The following is an 18,381-nucleotide window of genomic DNA, read 5'->3' on the forward strand; positions in this document are numbered from 1 at the left end:
CTGATGCAGGCGGCGGTGGGGTATCCGCTGACCGTCCACGGCTCCGGCGGCCAGACGCGCGCCTTCATCAACATCCAGGACACGGTGCGATGCGTGGAACTGGCGCTGGAGCATCCGCCGGCGCGCGGCGAACCGGTCAAGGTGATGAACCAGATGACCGAGTGCTGGCGGGTCCGCGAGCTCGCCCGCATGGTGGCGACGTTGACCGGCGCGGAGATCGCCCACCTGCCCAATCCGCGCCAGGAGGCCGAGGAGAACGACCTGTTGGTCGAGAACGCGCGTTTGCTGGGGCTGGGCCTGGAGCCGATCACCCTGCAGGATGGGTTGATGTTGGACATCGCCGAGACTGCCCGCCGCTACGCCCACCGCGCGGATCTGAGCAAGATCCCGTGCGTCTCCTGCTGGAACGCCGAGCGGGCGCAAGCGGCCGGCCAAGGCGCCACGCCGCAACCGGGCGCCTTGCAGGCGGCGGAGTAGCGGTTGCGGCTGCTCGTCTTCGGCTACGGCTTCTCCGCCCGCGCCCTGGCCCGACGCCTTGTCCCCCTCGGCTGGAAGGTCTCGGCCACCATCCGCCGCCCGGCCGACCGGGCGAGGCTCGACGTCGAAGGGATCAGGCCCGTCGGGGTCGGCAACAGGCGCGAACTGGAGCGCGCGCTTCGCGACGCCCAGGCGGTGCTGGTCACCGCGCCGCCGGATGCGCAGGGCTGCCCGGGTTTGCGGACGTTGGTTCCAGCGCTGGCCACGGCCAAGGCTTTCCCGGACTGGATCGGCTACCTCTCCACGACCGGCGTCTATGGCGACCGGCACGGCGGGTGGGTCACCGAGCGGAGCCGACTGGCCGCCCAATCGCTGGAGGGCGCGCGCCGCGTCGGCGCCGAGCGTGACTGGCTGGAGGTCGGCCGCGGAATGGGACTGACCGTGCAGGTCTTCCGCCTGCCCGGCATCTATGGCCACGGACGCTCAGGCTTCGAGCGGCTGCGCTCGGGCCAGGCCCGACGCATCGTCAGCCCGGGCCAGGTGTTCTCGCGGATCCACGTGGACGACCTGGCCGCCGGCCTTGCGGCCTCGATCGCGCGGCCCCGCGCCGGCGGGATCTACAACCTCTGCGACGACGAGCCCTGCCCAAACAGCGAGGTCATCGCCTACGCGGCGGAGCTGCTGGGCCTTCCGCCGCCGCCGGCGGTCCCGCTCGCCGAAGCCGATCTGTCGCCAGCGGCCCTGCGCTTCTACGCTGAGAACAAACGCGTCTCGAACGCCTTCGCCAAGGCCGAGCTCCGGTGGCGTCCGGCCTATCCGAGCTATCGCGAAGGGCTGGCGGCGATATTGGCGGCCGAGGCGTCGATCTAGTTGCGTCGCCTCCCCGGCGGGAAGGACCTACAGGTCTTCCACCGCCGCGATCAGGCGGGCGATATCCTGCGGTCGCGAGAGGCGGTGGTCGCCGTCCTTGATCAGGGTGAAGGTGATGTCCTGGCCGCTGAGCGCATTGGCCAGCTCCAGCCCGTGGCGCCAGGGGACGTCGGGGTCGACGCCGCCCTGCAGGATGCGCACCGGGACGTCGATCGGCACGGGCTCCGAGCCCAGGATCGACCAGCGCGCGCCGTCCTCCAGCAGCGCCTGCGTGATCGGATAGGGATCGCCATATTCGGATGGCCGCATCCAGACGCCGTCGGCGGCCAGGGCGGCGCGGCCGTCCGGCGGGATCTCCGGCGCCAAAAGCTTTTCGGTGAAGTCGGCCGCCGGGGCGATCAGCGCCATGGCGCTCACCCGCTGCGGGCGCGCCATCGCCGCCAGGCAAGCAATCCAGCCTCCCATCGAAGAACCCACCAGGATCGCCGGTCCCTCGACCAGCTCGTCCAGCACCGCCAACGCATCCTCGCGCCACCGGGTGATGGTCCCCTTGGCCTGGAAGTCGCCGCTGGATTCGCCATGGCCGAGGTAGTCGAAGCGCAGAAAAGCGCGGCCCTTGGCCTGCGCCCAACCGGCCAGAGCCTCGGCCTTGGTTCCCGTCATGTCGGAGCGGAAGCCGCCCAGCCAGACCACCGCCGGGCCTTGTCCATCCACCGCCCGCCAGGCAACGGTTTCGCCATCGGGCCGGGCGAGGAATCCGACGTGCTCTGTCATGAGCCGACAGATAGCGCGCGACGGCCTTTACGCCACCTCGTTTCGGGGTATGGGAAGGTGTGGCGCTTCCCCCTGACTTCACCCTTCTGCAGGTCGTCCCGGAGCTGGAAACCGGCGGCGCCGAACAGACCACCCTCGATGTGGCCCGCGCGGTGATCGCCGCCGGCGGGCGGGCCTTTGTGGCGACACGTGGCGGGCGGATGACCGCGCGGCTCGAAGCCGACGGCGCGCGCCTGGCCCAGATGCCGGTACAGTCGAAGAACCCGCTGGTCATGCTGGGCAACGCCGCGCGGCTGGTGGACCTCATACGTACGGAGAACGTGAGCCTGGTCCACGCCCGCTCCCGCGCCCCGGCTTTCGCCGCCCTGTGGGCCGCGCGGACCACCCGCACGCCGTTCGTGACGACCTATCACGGGGTCTACAAGGCTCAGAGCAGCCTGAAGCGCTGGTACAACGCCGTGATGACCCGCGGCGATCTGGTGATCGCCAATTCGGAATACACCCGCGCCCATGTGCTGGCTGAGCACGCCGTCGATCCGGACAAGGTGATCGCCATCCCCCGCGGCGTGGACCTGGATCGCTTCAACCCCGCCTGGGTGACGCCCGACCGCGTCGCCGCCCTGCGCGCCGCCTGGGGGATCGACCCGGCCGATCGCCGTACGCGCTTCCTGCTGGCCGGGCGGCTGACCCGCATCAAGGGCCACCTGACGATCGTCGAGGCTGCCGCGCGTCTAGCCGCGCAGGGCCGCGACGATTCCCTGATCCTTTTCGCCGGCGACGACCAGGGACGCACCGAGTACCGCGAGGAGCTGAGCGCCGCGATCATCCAGGCCGGGCTGCAAGACCAGATCCGCCTGGTCGGACACTGTGATGACATGCCGGCGGCGTTCCTCCTGGCCGATGTCGCGCTCCTGCCCACCACCGTCCCCGAAAGTTTTGGTCGAACGGCCGTCGAGCCGCAGGCCATGGGCCGCGTGGTGATCGCCTCCAACCACGGCGGCACGACCGAGACCGTGGTCGACGGAACCACCGGCTGGCTGGTCCCGCCCGAGAACCCCGCGGCCTGGGCCACCGCTATGGCGCGCGCCATCGACCTGGGCCCCGGCAAGCGCGCCGAGATGGGCGCCACCGGCATGAACCGCACCCGTCAGCTCTACCGCGTCGACGCCATGTGCGCCGCCACGCTGGCCGCCTACGAGCGGGTGCTGGACGCGCGCCGCCAAGCCCATGAGGCCGCCTGATGCCGCGGCGCGAGGTGCAGAAGATCCTGGTGATCAAGCTGTCGGCCCTGGGCGATTTCGTCCTGGCGCTGGCGGCGATGAAGAAGATCCGCCAGGCGCACCCGAAGGCGCACATCACACTCCTCACCACGCCGCCGTTCGAGGCCCTTGCCAAGGCCTCGCCCTATTTCAACGCGATCTGGACCGATGGACGGCCGGAGGGCTTCGCCCAGTGGATCGCCCTGCGCAAACGCCTGCGCGCGGCGCACTTCAATCGGGTCTACGATCTGCAGACCTCGGGCCACTCAAATCGCATCTTCCAGGTGATGCGGCCCAATCCGCCGGCCTGGTCGGGGGTCGCCTTCGGCGCCTCGTTGCCGCACAGCAATCCCCTGCGCAATGGCATGCACACCCTGGAGCGCCAGGCCGACCAGTTGATGTACGCCGGCATCTGGCCGGACGCTCCGACCGAGCCCGGGACAGCGCCGCCGCCGGACCTCTCGTGGGTGCTGGCGGGCGCGGCGGGCACGCGGCCGCCGACCGCAGGGGTCAAGCCCAAGCCCTACGCCATGTTCGTCCCCGGCGGCTCGGCCCACCGACCGGAGAAGCGTTGGCCGGTAGAGAAATACGGCGAGCTCGCCCGCATCCTCTACGCTCGCGGCCTCGACGTGGTGGTCATCGGCGGACCGCAGGAGTCGGCGCTCGCCCAGGGCATCCAGCGCCAGGTTCCAGGCGCGCGCGACCTGACTGGCCGCACCGATTTCGCCTCCATCGCCGTCCTGGGCGCCAAGGCCGCGCTTGCGGTGGGCAACGACACCGGACCGCTGCATCTGGCGGCGGCGGCCGGCGCGCCGACGGTCGTGCTGTTCTCCAGCGCCTCGGACCCGACGCTGTCGGCGCCGCGCGGCAAGGTGGCGGTGCTGCAGGCCCCGAAGCTGGCGGAACTGCCTGTGGCGAAAGTGGCGCAGGCGGCGGCCTCTTTGCTGCCGTCCGCCCGAGGCGCGGCTTGATAGCGCCGGGGCGCTAAATCATATAGGTTGTATCGGCCGGAGCCCATTCGTGCGCGCCGGCGTTTGTGTTGAAACAACCCTAGGAGCCTCGCCTATTCGCCGCCCCATGCAGGCGCCCCCCGTCAAGGACGGGCCGCGCATCAATGATGAAATCCGCGTTCCCAAAGTTCTGCTGATCGACCAGCACGGCGAAAAGCAGGGGGTGATGCCCACCTCGTCCGCGCTCGAAGCCGCCGAAGAGGCAGGGCTCGATCTGGTCGAGATCGTTCCCAACGCGGATCCGCCCGTTTGCAAGATCCTGGATTACGGCAAGTTCAAGTTCCAGGAACAGAAGAAGAAGAACGAGGCGCGGAAGCGGCAAAAGGTCCAGGAAATCAAGGAGATCAAACTCCGCCCCAATATCGATATCCATGACTACGAAGTGAAGCAGCGCTCGATGAACCGCTTCTTCGAGGAAGGCGACAAGGTGAAGGTCACCTTGCGCTTCCGCGGTCGTGAACTGGCCCACCCCGAACTCGGCATGAAGCTCCTGCAACGGGTGCGCGCGGATTTCGAACCGATCGCCAAGTGCGAGTACGAACCGCGCATGGAGGGCCGCCAGATGATCATGATCCTGGCCCCTCGGTGAGCCTGACGAACCTGAAAATTCTGGGAGCGGTCGCCGTCACGGCGGCCGCTTTCGCGTTTGCGGCGCACGGCCAGTCGACCGAGTCCGGCCACGAGCCGTATCCGCCGTTCAAGATCGGCGAGGGCCTCTATTACGTGGGCGCCTCGGACTACACCTCCTATCTGATCGTCACCAAGGCGGGCCTGATCGTCATCGACGGCGGCGACGCCCCGGTAGGCCACCAGGTGGTCCAGAACATCCGCGCCCTGGGCTTCGACCCCAAGAACATCAAGATCCTGCTCAACACCCATGAGCACTTCGACCACGCCGCGGGCCTGGCGGAGATCAAGCGCGCCGCCGCGCCCGACGTGAAATTCTACGCCAGCGCCGCCGACGGGGCGATCGTCGCCGCCGGCGGAAAGGGCGACCCGTTCCTGAAGGGCGCGCGCTTCGAATACGACCCGGTGAAGCCCGATGTGACGGTCAAGGACGGCGACAAGGTCAGCCTGGGCGGCTGGACGCTCACCGCCCACATCACTGGCGGTCACACCCCGGGCTGCACCACCTGGACGTTCCCGGTGACCGTGGCCGGCAAGGTGCGCCAGGCGCTGGACCTCTGCTCGGCTTCGGTGCTGGCCGGCTACAAGCTCGGCAGGACCGAAACCTATCCGGGCCAGACCGCTGACTATGAGCACAGCTTCGCCGAGTGGCGGAAGCTGCCCTGCGAGGTGTTCATCGCCAGCCACGGCTCGTTCTATGGGCTGAAGGCCAAGAAGGCGGCGCTGGACGCCGGCAAGGCCGACGCCTTCGTCGATCCCGCCGGCTGCCGCGCCTTTGTGGACAAGGCCGAAGCGCACTTCCGTGACGAGCTGAAGAAGCAGAACCCGTAAGCGCTCGGCACTGTGGCCCCACGCCAACGCCGGGCTGCGAACAGGCGAACTGCGCCGCGCGAACCTTGCCGTCGCGGGACGGCGGGCTTACCAACCCGCCCATGTCCGACACTGCGCCGCGGGAGGCGTCGACGCCGTCCCAGTGGGCTGCGCCGTCGCTGATCGCCGTTATCTTCATCAACATGCTGGGCTTCGGGATCATCGTCCCGTTGCTGCCCTTCTATGCCAAGTCGATGCATGCCCAGCCGTGGCAGATCGCGCTGATCTTCTCGGCCTATGCCATGGGCGGCTTCTTCGGCGAACCGTTCTGGGGCCGGCTGTCGGACCGCTACGGGCGAAAGCCTCTGTTGATCTCGACCATCACCGGCAACTGCCTCTGCTACTTGGCCCTGGCCTTCGCGCCCAATGTGGCCGCAGCCTTTGTGATCCGCTTCCTGGGCGGCCTGATGAGCGGGAACGGGGCGGTGATCCAGGGCTACATCGCCGACGTCACCCCGCCGGAGCGGCGCGCGCGGATGCTCTCACGGCAGGGAGCAGCCTGGAACGTCGGCATGATCGTGGGCCCGGCGGTCGGCGGCGCCTTCGCCCACACCGACATGGGGCCGATCGGCTTCCGCATCCCGCTGTTCATCGCCTCGGCGCTTTCCGCCGTCGCGGTGACCGGCATCATCCTCTTCATTCGCGAGAGCAAGATCCGCGATCAGTCGATCAGCCATCGGCCCAGCCGTTGGGCCGCGATCGGCGAGGCGGTCGGCAATCCGGTGATCGGGCGGCTGATGCTGCTGACCTTCCTGGTCGGCTTTGCTTTCACGGGCATCGAGTCGACCTTCGGCCTGTGGGGCCTGGCGCGGTTCGGCTGGGGGCCGCGGCAGATCAGCGTCTGCTTCGCCGCCGTGGGTCTGGTCGCTGCGCTGACCCAGTTCTTCGTCACCGGCCCGTTGTCGGAGCGGTTCGGCGAGGGCCGCATGCTGGCCATCGGCATGGGGGTCAATGCGCTGGGCTCGGTCCTGCAGCCATTCTCCACGGGTCTGATCATGACGACAGCGCTGATGTGCGTGACCGCCATCGGCCAATCCGTGGCCTGGCCCAACGTCGGCGCGCTGATCTCGCGCACCGCCGACCCGCACCGGCAGGGTCAGATCCTGGGCCTCAACAACGCCGCCGGCGCCTTCGCGCGGTTCGTCGGGCCGCTGTCTGCGGGCCTGACCTTCGCCAACATCAGCATCAACGCGCCCTTCATCCAGGGCGCGTTGATCGTCGCGCCGGCGATCCTGCTGGCGCTCAGCGCCGCACGGCGGGCGCCGCCGCGCACCGTCCAGGGCCATGTGGGCGCGGAGGCCGCCCCGTGAGCGGCGTCAGGCCCGAGGCCGCGGCGGCCGAGCGGCGGGCGCTGATCGTCCTTCTGACGGTTATCTATCTGATGATCGCGGGCTTCGGCCTGGTGATCCCCCTGCTGCCATTCTTCGCCAAGGCCTTCAACGCGCCGGCCTGGCAGGTCACCCTGATGTTCTCGGCCTTCTCGTTCGGCCAGTTCCTGGGCGAGCCGTTCTGGGGCCGGCTTTCGGACCGGATCGGGCGCAAGCCCGTGCTGATCGTCACCATCGCCGCCGTGGCGATGAGCTACGCGGCGCTGGCCTTCGCGCCGAACATCTGGGCGGCCTTCGCCATCCGCTTCATGACCGGGATCTTCGCCGGCAACATCTCCACCCTGCAGGGGGCGATGGCCGACATCACCCCGCCGGAGAAACGCGCTGCGCGAATGGGGATCATGGGCGCGGCCTTCAGCGCCGGCTTCACGACGGGCCCGGCGATCGGCGGCCTGCTGGCCCAGCCCGGGCGCGGGGCGCTCGGGTTCCAGCTTCCGCTGCTGATCGCCGCGGGCTTCGCCGTGGCCTCGGCGCTGGCTGTGGTGGTCTTCGTGCGCGAGAGCCGGCCGGAGCCGTCGTCGTTTCGGCCGCACCGCCCACGCATCGAGGGGCTGAAGGAGGCCTGGGCGCACGCCGTGATCGGCCGCATCCTGCTGATCAGCTTCATCGTCGTGGTGGGCTTCGCCGGCATCGAGGCGACCTATGGCCTCTGGACCCAGGCCCGGTTCGGCTGGGGTCCAAGGCAGATCGGCCTGGCCTTCATGGGCATCGGCCTCCTGGGCGCCGTCTGCCAAGGCTATCTCTCCGGTCGCCTGGTGCGCCGCTATGGCGAGCCGCGGACCCTGACCGGCGGCCTGGTCCTGATGGGCCTGGGGCTCGTCGTGCAGTGGCTGTCGCCCGTCTGGCCGGTCGCCATGGCCGGCTTCGCCTTGGTCTGCATCGGCCAGTCGATCTGCTTCCCGAACCTGACCGCGCTCATCTCCCAGGCCGCGCCGCCCGACCGCCAGGGCGAGATGCTGGGGCTCAACATGAGCGGCATGGCGCTGGCCCGGATCGGCGGGCCGGTGTTCGCCGGCTGGCTGTTCTCCAGCGTCGCGCCAGGTGCGCCCTTCGCATCGGCGGCGCTCTTGATCCTGCCGGGCCTGTGGTTCGCGGGGCAGGTTCGCCAGCGCGTCCGCGCCTTGGCCTAGAGGCCTTCCCGACCTTCGTCACCGTCGAGCACAGCGCCCCGCCCTCTTGCACGGATAGTCACTGTGCGCTACATACTGTGTGTCACACACTGTATGGCGTGGAGGCCAGGTCTTGGGCGCGGACGGCGATCTCTACGAAAGCCTGAGGCTGGAGCTTCGGCGGGGCTCGCTGACCCTGGGCGTGCTCGCCCGGCTGCGCGAGGAACGCTACGGCTACACCCTGCGCCAGGCGCTGGCCGCGGACGGCCTGGAGATGGAGGAAAGCACCCTCTATCCCTTGCTCCGCCGCCTGGAGACCCAAGGCCTGCTGGTCAGCGAATGGCGCGAGGAGGAGAAGCGCAGGAAGCGCTTCTACAAGCTCTCCGCCGATGGCGAGGCGATGCTTCTGCGCCTGCTCGACGAGTGGCGGCGGATCAGCCGCTCCCTCGAAAAGATCATCGAAGATTGAAGGACCCGGAGGGCGTCATGGACCTCGTGAACGAATATCTGCGCACGGTCGCCGCCCTGCTGCCCAAGGCGCAGCGGGAGGACATCATCGCCGAGCTGCGGGACACCATCCTGAGCGGGATCGAGGCGCGCGAAGGCGACCTGGGCCGGCCCCTTACCGACGATGAGGTCGAGGCGGAGTTACGCGAGGTGGGCCACCCGCTGGTCATCGCCGCCCGATACCGCGAGGGGCCGCAGCACGTGGTGGGGCCGACGCTCTACCCCTACTGGCTGTTCGCCGTGAAGGCGTCGATCGCCCTGCAGGTCGCGATCGCCGTGGTCGTGGTCATCGTGCGGACCCTGGCTTTCGGCGACTTCCCCCTGATGCTCGGGCAGGCGATCGGCTCGGGCATCACCGGCGCCCTGGTGTTCGTCGGGGCCGCGACCGCCACGGTCTGGGTCCTGGAGCGCCGCGGCCAGCGCATCGACTACCTGGAAACTTGGCGCGTGCGGGACCTGCGCCTGCTGGAGATCGCGACCTGGGATGTCAGCTCAGTGCGCGAATGGGTGGTCGCGTGGCGGGCGCGGCCCCGGCGCGAACGCGTAAAGTCCCAGGCCTGGCGGCGCGACTCGCCCATCGCCCACGGCCTGGCGCTGATCGTCGTCGGCACGGCCTTGATCCTCTGGTGGACGGGCGTTCTGTCCCCCGGCCTGAGCTTGAGCGCCGACGACCTGCGCCGGCTCGACATCTCTCCGGGGGCGTTGGCGGCGTTCCAGTGGAGCGGGTTCAAGGCCGTCGTCTTCTGGTTCGTCCTTGTCTACATGGCCGCCCTGGTGCTGCAGGGCGCGCTGCTCCTGGCGTGGCCCGGCGTGCAGCGGTTGCAAGGCGCGATCGAGGCGATCAGGGGCGCCATGCTGCTGGCCTTCTGCGTCTGGCTCAACACGGCCTCGCCGCTGGCGCCCTCGCTCAATGTCAGCAGCTTTCCCGACCTCATCCAGCGCATGGCGATGCTGGCCCACAGCCCGCCGGTCCCGCTCGAGCCGATCGTCGTCATCTTCGTGCTGAGCATGGCGTTCAGTGGGCTCGTCCTGTTCTCCCGAGGCCTGTGGACCCTGGCGACCAGCGGGCCTCGCGCGCAGGCCGAGGCGGGGATTTCCAAGTCCGCATGAGATTCATGGCCGCGGCCGTTCGATGGACCATATGATCGGGGGTGGCGGGTCGCCGCTCCGGCTTGCAATCCGGGCCCCTTTCGCGTATCAGCCCCTCCCTTCGGAGCCGCCTGGCCCATGGCATGCCAGGGCGGCTCATCAATACGCCAGAGGACGGGGCTTCATCGCTCCGCAGTGAAATGCCGAAACTGAAGACGAAGTCAGGCGCTAAGAAGCGCTTCAAACTCACTGCGTCCGGGAAGATCAAGGCCGGTGTGGCTGGCAAGCGCCACCGCCTGCTCTCCCACAACGCCAAGTACATCCGTCAGAACCGTGGCACGAAGGTGATGAGCGCTTCCGATGCGAAGACCATCAAGATCTTCCTGCCCTACGGTCTCAGCTAAGGAGCGCTGACAGATGGCACGCGTGAAAAGGGGCGTCACCGCCCACGCCAAGCACAAGAAGGTTCTCGAGCAGGCCAAGGGCTTCTACGGGCGCCGCAAGAACACCATCCGCACCGCCAAGGCGGCCGTGGACAAGGCCGGCCAGTACGCCTACCGCGACCGCAAGGTCCGCAAGCGTCAGTTCCGCTCGCTGTGGATCCAACGGATCAACGCCGCGGCGCGCGAAGAAGGCATGACCTACGCCCGATTTATCCACGGCCTTGATCTGGCCGGGATCGAAATGGACCGCAAGGTCCTCGCGGATATCGCGGGCGCCGACCCAGCCGCTTTCAAGGCCATCGCAGAGAAGGTTCGCGCCGCGCTGGCTTGAGGCTCAAAGGTCGCTTAAGACCTCGAAGCATTCCAAAGCCCTCCGGCCGAACCGCCGGGGGGCTTTTTGCTGTCCCCCTTCACCCCGTGAAGCGTGCAGGCTAGGACACCGCCCACATGACCGATCTGACCAAACTCGAGGCCGAGCTTTCGGCCGCCGTCGCCGCCGCGCCCGATGTGGCCGCGCTGGAAGCCGTGCGCGTGGCCGCGCTCGGCAAGTCCGGCTCCGTCTCGGAACTGCTGAAGACCCTGGGCGCCATGAGCCCGGACGAGCGCCGCGAGCGCGGCCCGCTGATCAACGGCCTGCGCGACCGGATCGCCGGCGCCATCGCCGCTCGCAAGGCGGGGCTGGAAGCCGGCGAGCTGGACGCCAAGCTGGCCGCCGAGCGCGTCGACCTGACCCTGCCGCCGCCGCCCGAGCGCCGCGGGCGGGTGCACCCGACCATGCAGGTGCAGGACGAGATGATCGCCATCTTCGCCGAGATGGGCTTCGGCCTGGCGGAGGGCCCAGACATCGAGGACGACTTCCACAACTTCACGGCGCTGAACTTCCCGCCGAAGCATCCGGCGCGGGAGATGCACGACACCTTCTGGCTGCCGGAGGACGAGAACGGCGAGCGCAAGGTGCTGCGCACCCACACCAGCCCCGTGCAGATCCGCACCATGCTGCAGGGCCAGAACGACAAGCTGCCGTCGTGGATCGCCACCAGCCAGGCGCCGCCGATCCGCATCGTGGCGCCGGGCCGCACCTATCGCTCGGACTCGGACGCCACCCACACGCCGATGTTCCACCAGATGGAGGGCCTGGTGATCGACCGCGCCATCCACATGGGCCACCTTAAGTGGACGCTGGAGACCTTCATCTCCCGGTTCTTCGAGACCCCACTCGTGGAGACCCGCTTCCGGCCGCACCACTTCCCCTTCACCGAGCCGTCGGCGGAGATGGACGTGCGCTGCGACCGCTCCGGCGGCGACGTGAAGATCGGCCAGGGCGATGACTGGATGGAGATCGTCGGCTGCGGGATGGTTCATCCCAACGTGCTGCGCAACTGCGGTCTCGACCCCGACGTCTGGCAGGGCTTTGCCTTCGGCTTCGGCATCGACCGGCTGGGGATGCTGAAGTACGGCATGCCCGATCTGCGCGACATGTTCGCGAGCGATGTGCGCTGGCTGGAGCACTACGGCTTCTCGGCCTTCGCCGCGCCCAATCCCGCCACCGGCCTGAGCTGAGGAGAGCTGAGATGAAGTTCACCCTCTCCTGGCTCAAGGAGCACCTCGACACCGACGCCAGCGTCGATCAGGTCGTGGACGCCATGACCATGGCCGGCCTGGAGGTCGAGCATGTGGAGAACCCGGCGGCCAAGCTGGCGGCGTTCTCGGTGGCCAAGGTGGTCGAAGCGGTGCAGCACCCCAACGCCGACCGCCTGCGCGTCTGCCAGGTGGACACCGTGGATGGCCGCAAGGAGATCGTCTGCGGCGCGCCCAATGCGCGGGCGGGCCTCACGACGATCTACGCGCCGCTCGGAGCCTACGTGCCCGGCAGCGGCGTCACCCTCGAGGCGCGGCCGGTGCGCGGCGTGGTCTCCAACGGCATGCTCTGCTCGGGGCGCGAGCTGGAAGTGGACGCGGAGTCCGATGGCATCGTCGAACTGCCGGACAGGCTGGAGGTGGGCCTGCCCGCCGCCGACGCTTTCGGCCTTGAGGCGGTGATCGACTTCGAGGTGACGCCCAACCGGCCCGACTGGCTGGGCGTGGTGGGCATCGCCCGCGACCTGGCGGCGGCCGGTCTGGGAACGCTGAAGGATCCCTCGGTCGCGCCTGTGCCTGGCAAGGGACCGACGACGATCGAGATCCGCGTCGACGGCGACGCCTGCCCGATTTTCGCCGGGCGGCTGATCAAGGGCGTGAAGAACGGCCCTTCGCCGACCTGGCTGCAGCGCAAGCTGACCGCCGTGGGCCTCAGGCCCATCTCGGCCCTGGTCGATATCACCAACCTGATGTCTTACGACCGCTGCCGGCCGCTGCACGTCTATGACGCGGGCAAGCTGACGGGCGGCTTCATCGAAGCGCGGCTCGGCAAGCCCGGCGAGTTGCTCGAAGCCCTGGACGGCAAGACCTATGAGGCGAGTCCCGAGGTATGCGTCATCGCCGACGGCTCCGGCGCCGTGGGCCTGGGCGGCGTCATGGGCGGCGAGAGCACCAAGGTCGGCGAGACCACCACCGACGTCTTCGTGGAAAGCGCCTACTTCGACCCGATCCGCACGGCGCAGACGGGACGGACGCTCGGCCTCACGTCCGACGCCCAGTACCGCTTCGCCCGCGGCGTCGACACCGGCTTCGTGGTGGACGGGTTGGAGATGGCCACGCGGCTGATCGTCGACCTGTGCGGCGGCGAGCCCTGCGAGGTCCGCGTCGCCGGCCATGCGCCCGCGCCGCCCGCGGCTTTCGAATTCGACCACGCCTATGTGAAGAAGCTCTCCGGCCTCGACGTGCCCGGCGCGCGGATCGACGCCATCCTGACCGCGCTCGGCTTCGAGGTGCGCGGCGAAATGGTGACGCCGCCGACCTGGCGGCGCGACGTGGACGGCAAGGCCGACCTGGTCGAGGAAGTGGCCCGCATCGAGGGCTTCGCGGCGCTCCCCGCCGAGCCCCTTCCCGAGATGCCACACGTCGCCGGCGGCGTGCTGACCGTGCGCCAGACCCGCATCCGCAACGCGCGCCGCGCCATGGCCGCGCGCGGCTACGCCGAGGCGGTTACCTGGAGCTTCATGCGCACCGCCTGGGCGGAGAAGTTCGGCGGCGGCGACGCGAACCTGCAGCTGACCAATCCGATCGCCTCTGACCTCGACTGCATGCGCCCCTCGATCCTGCCGAACCTGATCGAGGCCGCGGCCCGCAACGCCCGCCAGGGCTTCGCCGACGCGGCGCTGTTCGAAGTGGGCCCGACCTTCAAGGGCGACCAGCCGGGCGACCAGCTGACCGTCGTGGCGGCGCTGGTGGCCCCGCACCCGGCGCGCAGCTGGGCCGGCAAGAATGGCGATCCGCTGTTCGCGCTGAAGGCCGACCTGATGGCGCTCCTTGAAGAGATGGGCGCGCCGCCCAACCTGCAGATTGTCCAGGGCCAGGCCTCGCCCTGGTGGCATCCGGGCCGCTCGGCCCGCCTGCAGCTGGGCCCCAGGAACGTGGTCGCCGAGTTCGGAGAGTTGCACCCCCGCGTGCTGAAGGACCTCGACGCCGAGGGGCCCATGCTGGCCTTCGAGCTCGACCTGGGCGCGCTTCCCGAGCCGAAGAAGAAGGCCACCAAGACCAAGCCGGCGCTCACGCTCTCCCCGCTTATGCCACTCGCCCGCGACTTCGCCTTCCTGGTGGACGAGGCGACGCCGGCGGGCGAGCTGGTCCGCCCGATCCTAGGCGCCGATAAATCGCTGATCGCGGCCGTCCGCGTCTTCGACGTCTACCAGGGCAAGGGTGTGCCCGAGGGCAGCAAGTCGGTCGCCGTCGAGGTCACCGTCCAGCCGACGGAAAAGACCCTGACGGACCCGGAAATCGAGGCGCTCTCCGTCCGCATCGTCGCGGCTGCGGAAAAGGCGGTCGGAGCGAAGCTGCGCTCCTAGAACGGCAGGATGTTGCGCTTCCGCGAATAGGCCAGGTATCCGACGTTGGCGCCCAGGCGGAAGCCGACCCCGGCGCGGATCGGCGCCAGGGTGATCTCATCGGCCCGCTGGTAGTTCACCCCCAGGCCGCCAACGAAATAGGCCGAACCCTCGACGCCCGGGAACCGCTGGAAGATGTCGCGCGGGTCGTCGAGCATGTAGCAGAGGGTGAACACGCGGCTGGCGTTGCCGCCGAAGTCCCAGCCCACGGACGGACCCTGCCAGAAGACCTCCAACGGCTGGCGGCCCTTCATGTAGAGCAGGCCGCGGCCATAGCGCAGCCCGACCCCGATGGCGCCCGAGCCCTCTTCGCCGGCGATATAGGCGGTGGGCCGCCCGTTGCTCTTGAACACCCGCTCCACGGCGCCGCCGGCGGATTCCGCCGTCACGCCCATGAAGTCGGAGACCGAATGGACAATCTCGTCCTCGGAATAGGTGGACTGCTGGGCGCTGGGCTTGCCGGAGGTGTCGCTCGGCCCCGCGGTCGGATAGCTGGGCGTGGAATTGGGCGGCGGCGGCGCCTGGGGCGCGGGCTGGGCCTGCGCCACCTTGGTGGCCGGCGGCAGGGGCGCTGCGTCGACGCGCGGCTGGCTCTGGGGCAGCAGGATCGGCTCGGCGCTGGCCATCCGCGCAGCGCCAAGGGTCATCAGCCCCGAAACGATAAGGGTTCGACGGTCCATGGGCGCAAAGTCCTCCTAGGCCAAAGATTTCAGCTCCGCCCAAATGCCTCATGGAATGTGTCGCCTTAACGCCCGATTAACCGTGTTTGGCCAACTCGCCCGGGCGTCTCTCTCGCGGATGCGAAGGAATGTGCTAGACGCGGGCGCAGCATGACGACCCCGCTTTCCCACATCCGCAATTTTTCCATCGTGGCGCACATCGACCACGGCAAGTCGACGCTCTCCGATCGTCTGATCCAGGAGACCGGCGCGCTCACCCAACGCGAGATGACCGAACAGGTGCTCGACAACATGGAGATCGAGCGCGAGCGCGGGATCACCATCAAGGCCCAGACCGTGCGCCTGTCATACAAGGCCGACGACGGCGAGACCTATGTCTTGAACCTGATGGACACGCCCGGCCACGTGGACTTCGCCTATGAGGTGTCCCGCTCCCTCGCCGCCTGCGAAGGCTCGATCCTGGTGGTCGACGCCTCCCAGGGCGTCGAGGCCCAGACGCTGGCCAACGTCTACCAGGCGATCGACAACAATCACGAGATCGTGCCGGTCCTGAACAAGATCGACCTGCCCGCCGCCGAGCCCGAGCGGATCCGCCAGCAGATCGAGGACGTCATCGGCCTGGACGCCTCGGACGCCATCCTGACGTCCGCCAAGACCGGCGCCGGCATCCATGAACTGCTGGAGGCCATCGTCCACCGCCTGCCCGCGCCCAAGGGCGATGCGGCCGCGCCGCTGAAGGCGCTGCTGGTCGATGCCTGGTACGATGCCTACCTGGGCGTGGTGGTGCTGGTCCGCGTCATCGACGGCTCGCTGCGCAAGGGCCAGCGGGTGCAGATGATGCAGCAGGGTTCGACCCACCTGATCGACCGGATCGGGGTCTTCAATCCCAAGCGCACCGAGGTGGACGAACTGGGACCCGGCGAGATCGGCTTCATCACCGCCCAGATCAAGGAAGTGGCCCAGGCCGCGGTCGGCGACACCATCACCGACGAGAAGCGCCCGGCCGCGACCGCCCTACCCGGCTTCCGCGACGTGCAGCCGGTGGTGTTCTGCGGCCTGTTCCCCGTCGACGCCGCCGACTTCGAGGACCTGCGCGCCGCCATCGGGCGCCTGCGCCTCAACGACGCCTCCTTCAGCTATGAGATGGAAACCTCGGCCGCCCTCGGCTTCGGCTTCCGCTGTGGGTTCCTAGGGTTGCTGCACCTGGAGATCATCCAGGAGCGGCTCTCCCGCGAATTCGACCTCGACCTGATCGCGACGGCGCCCAGCGTGATCTACAAGATCGGCCTCACCGACGGCTCGGAGGTGGAGCTGCACAACCCCGCCGACATGCCCGACCCGGTGAAGATCGCTACCATCGCCGAGCCCTGGATCAAGGCCACCATCCTGACGCCTGACGAGTACCTGGGCAGCGTGATCAAGCTCTGCCAAGACCGCCGCGGGTCGCAGCGCGAGCTCTCCTACGTCGGCTCCCGCGCGCTGGTGGTCTACGACCTGCCGCTGAACGAAGTGGTGTTCGACTTCTACGACCGGCTGAAGAGCGTCTCCAAGGGCTACGCCTCCTTTGACTACCAGATGGAGGACTACCGGGTCGGCAATCTGGTCAAGATGTCGATCCTGGTGAATTCCGAGCCGGTGGACGCGCTCTCGATGCTGGTCCACGCCGACCGCGCCGAGGCGCGCGGCCGCGGCATGGTCGAGAAGATGAAGGACCTGATCAGCCCGCACATGTTCCAGATCCCGATCCAGGCGGCGATCGGCGGCCGGATCATCGCGCGCGAAACGGTCCGGGCGCTCCGCAAGGACGTCACCGCCAAGTGCTACGGCGGCGACATGAGCCGCAAGCGCAAGCTCTTGGACAAGCAGAAGGCCGGCAAGAAGCGGATGCGCCAGTTCGGCAAGGTGGAGATCCCGCAGGAGGCGTTCATCGCGGCGCTGAAGATGGACGCGGATTAGGCCTCCACCGCGAAATAGAGATGCCGGTGCTTGTGGCAACCGGGGTTGAAGTACGCGCGGCAGAGGGGACATTGGCTTTCGCAGGCCAGGTATTCCCGCACGCTGAGCTCCTTCCCGCAGACACCGCAGAGGACGGCGGGCTCGTCCCATTCGGCCTCCGGCCAGAGCGCCGCCCGGTGGTCAGCAAGCGCGTCATGGCAGTCGCGGCAGGCGTAATAGGTCCGGCAGCAGCGCATCTTCAGCGCGATGATGTCGAGCGGGCTGCGCCAATGCGCGCAGCGAGTTTCGGCGTCGAGGTCGAGGCCGTGGACAGGGGGACGCAAGGCAGCTCCGCGCGCGATGAGGGCGGTGAAGGGTGACGCAAATTGCAGTACAAGCACGCCATGGGGCGTGGGTGGGGACTTACGGCGGCGGCGATGTGCGCCGCAATGGGCTTGGCGACCGCGGCGGCGGCACAATCCACGCCTGGCGTGGTCCCGACGCCGCTGCCAGTGATCTACGAGATGGAGACCCTGCGCACCGGGCCTCTGCCCCAGGAATTCCTCAAGCAGATCGAGCCGCTACACAGCCTGGCGGCGGTCGAGGACCTCTTGAAGGCCAATCGGATCGCCTTCGCCTGGGGCCACGGCGACGTCAGCTCCGGAACCATGCCGGCGGCGTTCGCCAAGCAGATCGCGGCGCTCCCGCCGCACGAGGTCTTCATCGTCCCACAGTCCAAGGGCTTAGTCATCGGCGTGGTGCTGGCGAAGCATTGAGACGCGGCGGGACGCCGAACCACAGGGCGATCACCGCGGCGAACAACGCTAGGTAGATCGCCGCGAACGCCCAGATGGGCAGCGGCCAGTAGATCACGCTTTCGACCCACCGCGCGATCAGCGGCGCGGCTGGCCCCGCGCCGGTGAGCTGGACCTGCCAGACAGTGAGGAAGCAGGCCCGGCCCAGGGCGGCCTGCAACGCCACCGCCGCCCATGACGCGACGTGCAGCGTCCGCCACCAGCGCACGCGCACCCAGCGCCACTTGAGCGCCGCGCCCAGCGGGATGGCGAGCAGGCCCAGTACGTTGAAGGCGATGACCACCAGGTGGAAGGCGAAGATCGCCTGGCCGAGGGCTCCGGAACTCACGGCGGCGAGTGTGTCCCTTCTCCCGTCGCGGGAGAAGGGACATCTGGCGGCCGGGGCGGGCCCTTTGCGGAAGGGCCCGTCAGTCCGTCAGTGGGCGGCCTGGGAGTGGCGACCGCCGTGCCGGGAGATGTGGCTGAGCGCGTCGGCAGCCCGCGCGGCCTGGCCGTTGGCCGCCAGGTCACCGAGGGAGACGATGCCGACGAGCCGCTTGTCGCGG

At 68.9% G+C, this 18,381-nt stretch carries 19 protein-coding genes and 1 pseudogene; 16 read left to right on the forward strand and 4 right to left on the reverse strand.

Annotated elements, in window-relative coordinates; translation table 11 throughout:
- Both E8A12_RS11115 and E8A12_RS11120 read left to right on the forward strand, forming a co-directional pair.
- Positions 1 to 477 (forward strand): annotated as a pseudogene (locus E8A12_RS11115) (NAD-dependent dehydratase); the annotation flags it as partial.
- Positions 478 to 480: 3 nt separating this feature from the next.
- Positions 481 to 1,347 carry an SDR family NAD(P)-dependent oxidoreductase gene (locus tag E8A12_RS11120; RefSeq protein WP_293368626.1) on the forward strand — a complete coding sequence of 289 codons (867 nt, stop codon included), beginning with the start codon at positions 481 to 483 and terminating at the stop codon, positions 1,345 to 1,347.
- A gap of 27 nt (positions 1,348 to 1,374) precedes the next feature.
- Here the strand turns inward: E8A12_RS11120 and E8A12_RS11125 are convergent, their stop codons facing one another.
- Positions 1,375 to 2,121 (reverse strand): alpha/beta hydrolase, encoded by a 747-nt coding sequence (locus E8A12_RS11125; protein WP_293368628.1) that lies wholly within the window; start codon positions 2,119 to 2,121, stop codon positions 1,375 to 1,377.
- Positions 2,122 to 2,180: 59 nt separating this feature from the next.
- Here E8A12_RS11125 and E8A12_RS11130 point away from each other — a divergent pair, with 59 nt between their 5' ends.
- The 12 genes from E8A12_RS11130 to pheT all read left to right on the forward strand — a co-directional run bounded on the left by E8A12_RS11130 (position 2,181) and on the right by pheT (position 14,367).
- The gene (locus tag E8A12_RS11130) at positions 2,181 to 3,362 is read left to right on the forward strand and encodes a glycosyltransferase family 4 protein (RefSeq protein ID WP_293368630.1); all 1,182 of its coding nucleotides are present in this window, start codon (positions 2,181 to 2,183) and stop codon (positions 3,360 to 3,362) included.
- The gene (locus E8A12_RS11135; protein WP_293368632.1) at positions 3,362 to 4,351 is read left to right on the forward strand and encodes a glycosyltransferase family 9 protein; all 990 of its coding nucleotides are present in this window, start codon (positions 3,362 to 3,364) and stop codon (positions 4,349 to 4,351) included. The genes E8A12_RS11130 and E8A12_RS11135 overlap by 1 nt, the downstream gene beginning before the upstream one ends.
- A 106-nt stretch (positions 4,352 to 4,457) precedes the next feature.
- Positions 4,458 to 4,979: a translation initiation factor IF-3 gene (gene infC, locus E8A12_RS11140; RefSeq protein WP_293368662.1), complete on the forward strand. Its 522-nt coding sequence runs from the start codon at positions 4,458 to 4,460 to the stop codon at positions 4,977 to 4,979.
- On the forward strand, positions 4,976 to 5,848 hold the full coding sequence (gene bla / locus E8A12_RS11145) for a subclass B3 metallo-beta-lactamase (RefSeq protein ID WP_293368634.1): 873 nt from the start codon (positions 4,976 to 4,978) through the stop codon (positions 5,846 to 5,848). Before infC ends, bla begins: the two co-directional genes overlap by 4 nt.
- Positions 5,849 to 5,949: 101 nt before the next feature.
- The gene (locus tag E8A12_RS11150) at positions 5,950 to 7,197 is read left to right on the forward strand and encodes an MFS transporter (protein WP_293368636.1); all 1,248 of its coding nucleotides are present in this window, start codon (positions 5,950 to 5,952) and stop codon (positions 7,195 to 7,197) included.
- Positions 7,194 to 8,405 (forward strand): MFS transporter, encoded by a 1,212-nt coding sequence (locus tag E8A12_RS11155; protein WP_293368638.1) that lies wholly within the window; start codon positions 7,194 to 7,196, stop codon positions 8,403 to 8,405. Before E8A12_RS11150 ends, E8A12_RS11155 begins: the two co-directional genes overlap by 4 nt.
- 112 nt (positions 8,406 to 8,517) lie before the next feature.
- Positions 8,518 to 8,853, forward strand: a complete 336-nt coding sequence (locus E8A12_RS11160; RefSeq protein WP_293368640.1) for a helix-turn-helix transcriptional regulator — start codon at positions 8,518 to 8,520, stop codon at positions 8,851 to 8,853.
- A gap of 17 nt (positions 8,854 to 8,870) precedes the next feature.
- Positions 8,871 to 10,001 carry a hypothetical protein gene (locus E8A12_RS11165; RefSeq protein WP_293368642.1) on the forward strand — a complete coding sequence of 377 codons (1,131 nt, stop codon included), beginning with the start codon at positions 8,871 to 8,873 and terminating at the stop codon, positions 9,999 to 10,001.
- Positions 10,002 to 10,180: 179 nt separating this feature from the next.
- Positions 10,181 to 10,384 (forward strand): 50S ribosomal protein L35, encoded by a 204-nt coding sequence (gene rpmI / locus E8A12_RS11170; RefSeq protein ID WP_293368644.1) that lies wholly within the window; start codon positions 10,181 to 10,183, stop codon positions 10,382 to 10,384.
- A gap of 13 nt (positions 10,385 to 10,397) precedes the next feature.
- Positions 10,398 to 10,754 carry a 50S ribosomal protein L20 gene (rplT, locus tag E8A12_RS11175; protein WP_293368646.1) on the forward strand — a complete coding sequence of 119 codons (357 nt, stop codon included), beginning with the start codon at positions 10,398 to 10,400 and terminating at the stop codon, positions 10,752 to 10,754.
- 116 nt (positions 10,755 to 10,870) lie between these two features.
- On the forward strand, positions 10,871 to 11,983 hold the full coding sequence (pheS, locus tag E8A12_RS11180) for a phenylalanine--tRNA ligase subunit alpha (RefSeq protein WP_293368648.1): 1,113 nt from the start codon (positions 10,871 to 10,873) through the stop codon (positions 11,981 to 11,983).
- A gap of 11 nt (positions 11,984 to 11,994) precedes the next feature.
- The gene (gene pheT / locus E8A12_RS11185; RefSeq protein ID WP_293368650.1) at positions 11,995 to 14,367 is read left to right on the forward strand and encodes a phenylalanine--tRNA ligase subunit beta; all 2,373 of its coding nucleotides are present in this window, start codon (positions 11,995 to 11,997) and stop codon (positions 14,365 to 14,367) included.
- Here pheT and E8A12_RS11190 read toward each other — a convergent pair.
- Positions 14,364 to 15,086 (reverse strand): DUF1134 domain-containing protein, encoded by a 723-nt coding sequence (locus E8A12_RS11190; protein WP_293368652.1) that lies wholly within the window; start codon positions 15,084 to 15,086, stop codon positions 14,364 to 14,366. The two genes, pheT and E8A12_RS11190, sit on opposite strands and share 4 nt — an antisense overlap.
- Before the next feature lie 150 nt (positions 15,087 to 15,236).
- Here E8A12_RS11190 and lepA point away from each other — a divergent pair, with 150 nt between their 5' ends.
- A complete protein-coding gene (gene lepA / locus E8A12_RS11195; RefSeq protein ID WP_293368654.1) occupies positions 15,237 to 17,042 on the forward strand; it encodes a translation elongation factor 4 in 1,806 nt (601 codons plus the stop codon).
- Here lepA and E8A12_RS11200 read toward each other — a convergent pair.
- On the reverse strand, positions 17,039 to 17,365 hold the full coding sequence (locus E8A12_RS11200) for a CHY zinc finger protein (RefSeq protein ID WP_293368656.1): 327 nt from the start codon (positions 17,363 to 17,365) through the stop codon (positions 17,039 to 17,041). The two genes, lepA and E8A12_RS11200, sit on opposite strands and share 4 nt — an antisense overlap.
- 42 nt (positions 17,366 to 17,407) lie before the next feature.
- Here E8A12_RS11200 and E8A12_RS11205 point away from each other — a divergent pair, with 42 nt between their 5' ends.
- Complete coding sequence (locus tag E8A12_RS11205) at positions 17,408 to 17,797, forward strand: hypothetical protein (protein WP_293368658.1); 390 nt, start codon at positions 17,408 to 17,410, stop codon at positions 17,795 to 17,797.
- Here the strand turns inward: E8A12_RS11205 and E8A12_RS11210 are convergent.
- Complete coding sequence (locus E8A12_RS11210; protein WP_293368660.1) at positions 17,769 to 18,164, reverse strand: DUF2784 family protein; 396 nt, start codon at positions 18,162 to 18,164, stop codon at positions 17,769 to 17,771. The two genes, E8A12_RS11205 and E8A12_RS11210, sit on opposite strands and share 29 nt — an antisense overlap.
- Positions 18,165 to 18,381: the final 217 nt, after the last annotated feature.

The sequence above is a fragment of the Phenylobacterium sp. genome (genome assembly GCF_004799395.1).
Lineage (GTDB): Bacteria > Pseudomonadota > Alphaproteobacteria > Caulobacterales > Caulobacteraceae > Phenylobacterium.